The organism is Enterococcus pseudoavium NBRC 100491 (genome assembly GCF_001544295.1).
Taxonomy (GTDB): domain Bacteria; phylum Bacillota; class Bacilli; order Lactobacillales; family Enterococcaceae; genus Enterococcus_A; species Enterococcus_A pseudoavium.
In genome coordinates, this window is record NZ_BCQF01000015.1 from 60,046 (window position 1) to 68,112 (window position 8,067).

Annotated in this window: 7 protein-coding genes and 1 pseudogene; 1 reads left to right on the forward strand and 7 read right to left on the reverse strand. The window is 39.0% G+C overall.

The features are described 5' to 3' along the window. Nucleotides 1-35: 35 nt before the first annotated feature. The 6 genes from EP1_RS08480 to EP1_RS08505 form a co-directional block, all read right to left on the reverse strand. On the reverse strand, nt 36-1,289 hold the full coding sequence (locus tag EP1_RS08480) for a PTS sugar transporter subunit IIC (protein WP_067626407.1): 1,254 nt from the start codon (nt 1,287-1,289) through the stop codon (nt 36-38). Nucleotides 1,290-1,334: 45 nt separating this feature from the next. Next, nucleotides 1,335-2,474 carry a GNAT family N-acetyltransferase gene (locus EP1_RS08485; RefSeq protein WP_067626408.1) on the reverse strand — a complete coding sequence of 380 codons (1,140 nt, stop codon included), beginning with the start codon at nt 2,472-2,474 and terminating at the stop codon, nt 1,335-1,337. Nucleotides 2,475-2,485: 11 nt separating this feature from the next. After that, complete coding sequence (locus EP1_RS08490) at nt 2,486-2,815, reverse strand: PTS lactose/cellobiose transporter subunit IIA (RefSeq protein ID WP_115873365.1); 330 nt, start codon at nt 2,813-2,815, stop codon at nt 2,486-2,488. A gap of 12 nt (nt 2,816-2,827) precedes the next feature. Next, nucleotides 2,828-3,145 carry a PTS sugar transporter subunit IIB gene (locus EP1_RS08495; RefSeq protein ID WP_067626410.1) on the reverse strand — a complete coding sequence of 106 codons (318 nt, stop codon included), beginning with the start codon at nt 3,143-3,145 and terminating at the stop codon, nt 2,828-2,830. A 119-nt stretch (nt 3,146-3,264) separates the two neighbouring features. After that, the gene (locus EP1_RS08500) at nt 3,265-5,943 is read right to left on the reverse strand and encodes a sigma-54-dependent transcriptional regulator (protein WP_067626413.1); all 2,679 of its coding nucleotides are present in this window, start codon (nt 5,941-5,943) and stop codon (nt 3,265-3,267) included. Nucleotides 5,944-6,028: 85 nt separating this feature from the next. Then, nucleotides 6,029-6,532, reverse strand: a complete 504-nt coding sequence (locus EP1_RS08505) for a TetR/AcrR family transcriptional regulator (protein WP_067626428.1) — start codon at nt 6,530-6,532, stop codon at nt 6,029-6,031. A gap of 144 nt (nt 6,533-6,676) precedes the next feature. On the opposite strand from EP1_RS08505, the gene EP1_RS08510 reads away from it, so the two are divergent. After that, nucleotides 6,677-7,621, forward strand: coding sequence for a ketopantoate reductase family protein (locus EP1_RS08510; RefSeq protein ID WP_067626415.1), 945 nt, complete (start codon nt 6,677-6,679; stop codon nt 7,619-7,621). 86 nt (nt 7,622-7,707) lie between these two features. Here EP1_RS08510 and EP1_RS08515 read toward each other — a convergent pair. After that, nucleotides 7,708-8,067, reverse strand: a pseudogene (locus tag EP1_RS08515) (DNA topoisomerase III); the annotation flags it as partial.

The following is an 8,067-nucleotide window of genomic DNA, read 5'->3' on the forward strand; positions in this document are numbered from 1 at the left end:
GATCAAGTGATCCATAACCCCTATTTGTCTATCAATTAAGCTTCATTAACTTTTTTCAATTCTTGTCTTGTTGCTAATGATACGAATGGTACGTACATAACGATTGAGATAACTAAGTTAACTGCGGCTAAAATCGCACCTGAGAAGCTTTGTGTTGCTAAGAATCCACCGATAATTGGTGGTGTTACCCACGGTGGCATAACCGTTGCTGCCGGCACCCAGCCGAAGCTAGTTGCAAAGTACGCAGTTGTCACACAGATCATCGGTGTCAAGATAAATGGAATGAACATGATCGGATTCAACACTAAAGGCAGACCAAACATCAATGGCTCATTGATATTGAAGATACCCGGTGCTGCGGCTAAGTTATTTACAACCATAAATGGTTTGTTTTTACGACCAACTAAGTAGATCGCGATGATTAAACCAATTGTCACCCCAGTACCACCCATGTTTACGAATGAATCGATGAATGGTTTGTTTACGATATAAGGAGCTGCTTTACCAGCAGAAAGTGCTGCATTGTTTGCTTCAATCGCTGGTGCATTGATTGCTTGCATGAATGGGTCGATCATGTTGGCACCATGTAACCCGAAGAACCATAAGAATGGTGTAATAAATGCGATCAATAATGCTGAGCCGTAAGAATTTGCTAAGCCCATGAATGGTTCTTGAACCGCTCCATAAAAGGCCGCAAACATATCTTCTACACCAAATCCAGCAATAATTGCAGCGATTAAACCAAAAATTGAAACAGTGATCATAGCTGGGAATAAAGAAGCAAATGAACGCGCAACTGCTGGTGGTACACCATCAGGCATTTTGATGACTAATTTTTCATTGCCAACTAAACGAGTAAAGACTTCTGCAACAATGATCCCAACGATTAAGGCTACAAATAAACCAGATGAGTTCATTCCGCTAGTTGCTGCGCCTAAAGTGAAGAAAGAAGCGACAGAAACAATCCCAGTTCCAATTGGATCTTTGCCATAGTGATGAGCCAAGTTATAGGCTACTAAAAATGCGATAAATACCGAAAGAACACCAAAAGTTCCGTTCCAAACTGCTCCGCCAAAGCCTTTCCACGCTTCACCACCAAAAATTCCATTCATGAAATTTTGGAAAGCCGGAATCGGTAAGTTGTTTAACATTACCGCTAGTGCCCCTAAAATCATTAACGGCATGGTTACTGTAAAGGCATCCCGAATAGCGATCAAGTGCCGCTGATTACCGATTTTTGATGCATGCGGGATAAAATGTTTTTCCATAAAATTAATAAATCTATCCATCTTTTATGTTCCTCCTAATTTGTTGTAAATTATAAATTCCCTACTTTAAAAATAATCATAAAAGCTCTGTCGTCCTTTAGGAAAAAGTTCAGCTCCAACATCTTTCGTGGCTGTAACTTTACCAAGGAAGAGTCCCTCAGCTAAAGTTAATTCTCCTAATAACAATTCACTCCACCCGTGAATCGATGCTTTCAAATCACCTGCTTGTGCTACTTTTTTACATGTTCCTTGACTAATTAGCCAGCTGCCAACATTCCAAGGACATTCCTTATCATCAGTTACTTCAATAATAATTTCTTCTTGGTAAAACGGAATATTTGGTAATAATTGCTCGATGTCAATAATACGACTCATCATATACGGTTCCAAAGTAATCGAAAGTTGTTCTTGCTCACGAAAATGTTTTTCAAGTAATTCGTGAACCGGTCCGTAATAAAGAAATTCTTCAAAGGATGAGACATGGGATTTCATGTAAGTTAGTAGTTTGCGTAATGCAAAATCATCTTGATAGGCGAGCTCATCGATTAACAATCTGCTGCCTTGCATGCGATAAATAATATATCCTTTTGCTATACCAGCTTCATCAAAGGCAATCGCATAAAAACGGTGTGGATAATATTCATTTAGACGCTCCCACCACCAGTCTTCTCGTACAACTGTACCAACCTGTTGCTTTAATAATTTTTGATAAATCGGTTGGATGATTGTCTTCATCTGCTGCCAGGTTCCGCGTTTAATCGTCCCCTTTCTTTCACTTGTCAAATAATTAAAGGCTAGCGCTGGTATGCGGTAGACTTTTCTACGGCTGGTGGGTTCATAACCAAATTGCCGGTAAAAATCTTCGGAAAAAGGGGCCAATTGCGAAACGGCGACACCTTGTGTATGAAGATCTTTTAAAAGTTCCGTCATAATACTGCTGATTCCGCCCTTACCACGATATTCTGGGTAACTAGCGACATAACCCACACCAGCCATTTTGACTCTTTGTTGGAAAAATTGAATCTCAAAATGATTCGCCATGACCAAATTTGTCAAGTCCTCACCTTGATAAACACCATAAGCATCTGCATGAGCATAACGAGATAAAAAAAGTGGATCATCGATGATTGGTTGCTGTTTCATAAAAGCATATTCAATTAAACCTGTGATCGCTTTCAACGATTGGTGATCACGAACGAGTTTCATGAAATCACTTCCTATTCATTCCCCATACGTTTGTACAGCTCAACGACTTCTTTCGCCATATCATTGAACGTGATGCTCGTCATTAAATGATCTTGGCTATGAACAGCTAACAGAGTCACAGTCATCGGATTTCCGCTTGCTTCTTCTGTTAATAAGCCTGTTTGAGAATGATGCGCTTCAACCAAAGATTGGTCAGCTGTGCTTAATTTTTCTTCCGCTAAGGCAAAATCGCCGGCTTTAGCCGCTTGAATCGCTTCCATTGCATCGCTCTTTGCATTGCCGGCATTGATGATCAATCCCATTACTGCTTCTAATTGTTCTTGACTCATTGTTTCGCTCATTAGTTTGTCTCCTTATTTCATCAGATCAAGCGCTGTTTTTAACACAGCCTCGCCATTCATCATGCCATAATCTTTCATATCGATAACAGCAACTGGAATTCCTTTATCAGCTAATTTTGTTTCAAATTGACCTTTCATGAAACGAACTTGTGGGCCTAATAATAAAACATCAACTGGCTTGCTTGCATCTTCTAATTTTGAATCAGCTTCTGAAGCGGATACGGCAAAGATTTCTGATTCTAAGCCTTCTGCTTCTGCTGCTTTTTCCATTTTAGTTACTAATAAACTCGTGCTCATGCCTGCTGCACAAACTAACATAATTCTTTTCATAGTGAACACTCCTCATTTTTTTATTGTACACTTTATATAAAGCAACTATCGTGCCAACTTTTTCGATACACAGACGCCGTCATGATAAGGTTTTCAAATTACACACAAAAAAACTAGGATTACACACTGTGCAATCCTAGTTCGATTCGGTTATCTTCAAGGGTTTTTACAATATAAGCAATATCGTCTTCCGTGAACCGAAGCTCGAATTGTTTTTCAAGCAACGCTAAATCAGCAGCAGTTTGATTGAAGCGCAGCTGATGTTGCTGATGAAAATATTTGACGTTCTCAAAAGCTGGTCGCGCTTCATTTTTCTTAATCTTATCTACTAAAAAAGCGATGTGAACACTCAAGGCCTGCAATGCCGTATTCTCAATGATCATTTCTTGTTCTTTACGGATCGACTGCAACACGTCATCAATCAATAAGAATAATAATTTGACATCTAACTCTGGTGAAAAGTTTTTCGTTAGCGAGTCTGCCATCTCTGGCAAAGTAAGTGTGCTGCCTAATAAATCTTGAAATTCTAAGATTTTATCTCGTTTAAATAAATTCATGGCCGGAACAAACGGAATTTTTTGATAATGAATCTCCATGGTGCCAACAATCGCCACAATATCTTTATGGGTAATTATCTGATCGATCCGATGCTTAAAGCTTTCACGTTCCAACGATTGCATTTGGATCACTTCAAACTCCTCCAAGTTGACAATCTGAGAAACCACTTCATTCAATCGCTTCGAGACACCTTCTCCGGTAAAACAAGCAACAATAATGACTTTCTTCTCATCTTTTTTAGTGGGTTCCTCTAAACGAACCAGCGTTTGAAACATCGAGATTACACTGCTGTAAATTTCTTCAAGTGACCGCCCCAACGTTGCCAAGCGTAAACTTTCTAGGACTAACATCGTACTAGCCATTGAGATCACCCGTGTCCGGATACCCATTTCGTGAAAGATCAAATTACCAAAGTTATTAGGTGAACCCATATCTGTTAACAGAATGATTCCTTCAGTAAACTCTGCTCTTTTTGCTTGGATATAATTTTTAATTTGACCGTACATCGCTTCTGTTTTTAGCGTCAAGGGCATGTTAAAGGCAATTCCTTTAGTCGTGCCTAAAAGCTCTTGGACGGTTTCTAACATACTAGATGCCGTTGATTTCCCGTGCATCACGACAAAGACTGCAACTTGCCGTTCATCAATTTTCTGGGCTTCATGGTTATCCATCGTCAAAAACATTGTAATAAAACCGATTTCGTCTAAAGGAATCATAATATTATAGGCTTCTTCGATCTGATTAGAAAATTCAATCGCCAATTGAAATTCTTTTGAATAATTCCGCCGGATATCATTCAAATTGGGGTGTGAGATAAATTGATTGCCCCGAATCCGTTCAATCGTGGAATTAATGTGTAAAGCAAAAGCAAAACGAACCTTTTCATCATAGTCCCGCTGTAATTGTTTTGCGGCAAAATCATATAATTCATTGACTAGCTGCCAAAGGTCATCCGAAATAATTTCCTGATAAACATTCGTATGGGAAAGTTCCTCCACATAGGTTTCAAAATATTGATCTACATCATCTGAAATCAATTCTTCTAGATCAATCTCTGACAAATTTTCCCGTCCCAATTTTTCAAGCTTATACGTAATGGAATTATAGACTTCCATATCTTTATTAGGATCTTGTCCCCAAACGACTTCTTCAGTACCGGGTTTCAAGGTCAAATAAAGATTTTTTTTGTCCAAAAATGGTTTCAGCATATCTTGGACTTCGTTGATCCGCAGCAGTCCTTTTTGGACAACCAAAGGTAAATCTTCTTCTACAATCATTAATTTTTCTGAATCATCACTCGTTTGATAATGAAGAAAGGCTTTCGCGCAAACCAATTTCAAATCACGTTTCAACTGTCCAATGTTTCCTTCAGCATGATAAAGTAAAAAAGCCAATAAACTGCGCTTATCGATCGCAATTTCTTGAACTAACCGATTGGCTTCTTGCTGTAAGAACTCTTTGATGATTGCTAAACGCTCATCCAAAGAACGCTCAGCTAAAGAAGGCAACTCGATTTGCATTGGGATCCGACGATTAAAAGTTGATAGAAACGTCGAACTTGTTTCGGTCGTAGCACCGATAATTTGAACTGACGCCTGTTTTTCCTGCCCATCGCCTAATGAACGAAAGGTTCCCTTATCAATGAAGGTGAAGAGCATTTCTTGACCTTCCGGTGGCAAACGATGGATCTCATCGAGAAATAAAATCCCTCCATCGGCTTTTTCCATCAAGCCTTCCCGGTTTTCTTCCGCACCGGTAAAAGCTCCTCGCTTCACACCAAAGATATGACCATAAAGGAGCTGCGGATTTTGAGCATAATCGGCACAGTTAAAAGTAATAAACGGCGCACTTTCAGCTAAGATATTGGCCGATACAGCGAAACGATACATACACTCTGCGAACATCGTCTTTCCTGTCCCCGTCTCACCGAAAATAATTGTATGTAACCCTCGCGGCGGGTATAAAATAGCCGCTTTTGATTTTTGAATCTGACTCTTCAATGAGTCTTCGCGACCAATTAAGTTATCAAAATTTATATATTTTTCAGCTGATACTGTTGCGATTTGAAATTTCACCGGACGGCCATCAATTTTTTTCACTGCCCCGTCTTTTGTTAATTCATTCAAATAGCGGCTGATATTCGTCCGATCAACCCCTAATTGATCAGCCAATTCTTGTGCCGTCAGTTCGTTAGGATTTGCGCTTAACGCCTCTAATACTTCATCTTTTCTTGACTTCAAAAAAATCCCTCCCGAAATGGTATAAACCATTTACGTTGTAACCCTTTTCTTTTTCCATTTCTACTAATTATTTCTATCGTAATATCTATGCCTGTTCTTGAAACGCATGGGTTATTTTTTCCAGCTCCAGTGCGATTTCTTTTTCAGAAACATCATTCAGTAAATAATGCTCTAATAAGCCAACCAGTCCATGGGCAAAAAAGATACTTGTTAAGGGTGAATAGTTCGTCAATTGCGCTTTAAAATAATTCATTTGAAATTGCGCAAAGAAACCTTGTTTATCAGCTGCCAGTAAGCGACGCAATGAACCACGGTGGGCGGCAATATATTCAAAGGTCTTTTCTAGCTTGCCCTGCTCACTCGTGCCATCATTTGCCTCACAATAAGCCACTAACTTTTCCATTTCATGTGTAATACTTTGTTCCAACAAATCATCCTTATCAATAAAATGCAGATAGAATGTCCCTCGATTAATGTCCGCCACTTGACAGATTTGACTTACAGATATTTCTTCGTAACTTTTTTGTTGTAAAAGTTGATAAAAGACTGCAGTAATTGATTTTTGCGTTTTGCGTTTCCGTCGATCCATCTCCAAGCTCCGATCATTTTTTGATTTCTGTTCAATTATCAACAAAAATAACAATCTGTTGATTGAAAAGCTTACAATCCTCTTCTATTATAATGATCATAAGTTGATTAATCAACACCTGTTGATTTCGAAAAAAGGAAGAATATGAAAATTTTAATTTACGGTGCCGGAATCCAAGGTAGCTACTTGGCTCACTCCCTCATTAAAGGAAATAATCAAGTCACCCTACTAGCTCGTGGCAAAAGAAAAAAGGAACTACTAGAAAGAGGCTTGGTCTTACATCACGTCATTCAGCACAAGCACACAAAAGATCCTGTCCATGTTATCGAAACCCTTCAACCAGATGAATTCTATGATTTGATCTTTGTAACGATGAAGTACAGTGATTTTCCAGCGGTCCTTGACCCGCTAGCTCAAAACTGCAGCTCAACCATTCTGTTTATCGGCAATCAAATCGATGCCGCTCGCTTAGAAAAAAAACTGCAGGAAAAAAGCCGCCTACCAAAAGATATTTATTTTGGTTTTCAAATGACTGGTGGAACTAATACTGAAAAAGGTCTTTCTGTTTTGCGCTTTGGCAAAGGGCAGATGAAAATCGGTTCACTACACGAAAACTTCGCAATTGCACCTATTTTAGATCGGGTATTCAAGCATACAAATTATGTGTGGCATTATGATCCAAAATTAGATGATTGGCTAACAAATCATGCGACTATGATTATGATTCAAAACTCGTTTGAATACCTTTATGATTTTTCAGCTGAAACGATCCGAAAAAGTGGAGATCTTTCTACCCTAGCAGACTCATTCAAAGAAGGTTTTGATCTTTTAGCTGCGGCAGGACATGAGATTCTGCCCAAAGGACAAAAATTTGTTTTTGAACATCCTTCGCTCACTAAAAAGCTCTTTACGCTTTATTATCGTTTACCTATTAGTCAAATGGTCCAAGGGGACTTTAGAGAAATCTATACCTTGATCCTTGATTTTGAACGTTATCAGACTAACACCCCTTCAGAGCTTGAGACATTATTACTCGCTGCAAAAAGAAAGTATGAAAAAAGCCACGAACCACTAGCAAAAATTTCCTAAAAAAGTTATTACACCAACAAAAAAAGATGACTTCAGCTTTCCATTTGGAAAGTGAAGTCATCTTTTTATATCATAGCCCGTTACGTTTAGTCTTGCTCTTTCAGCGCGGCTTTTAAAGCTGCGGCTAAAGGACTTTCCTGTGGTTCTTCTTGACTGTTGACTTTTTTTAATAGCCGCCGTTCTTCATGTTTCGTCATTTTTTTCGAACGTTCTTTTTTGTCTAACATTTTTTCTGTCGTTCCATCGTATTTACAGCGGAAGTATGAGCCATTCTTGCCATCGATGATCTCCATTTTACGGTGATCACTGTGGACAGCGATGGTTGGAGACCTTGGGATCTTTACGGCGACGGTAATTACATTCAGGGTTAGTACAATTGTAAATTTTTCCATCGCGAGTATTTTTTTCCCGTAGTGGCGTAACCACACTCTGGACATTTTTTTGCC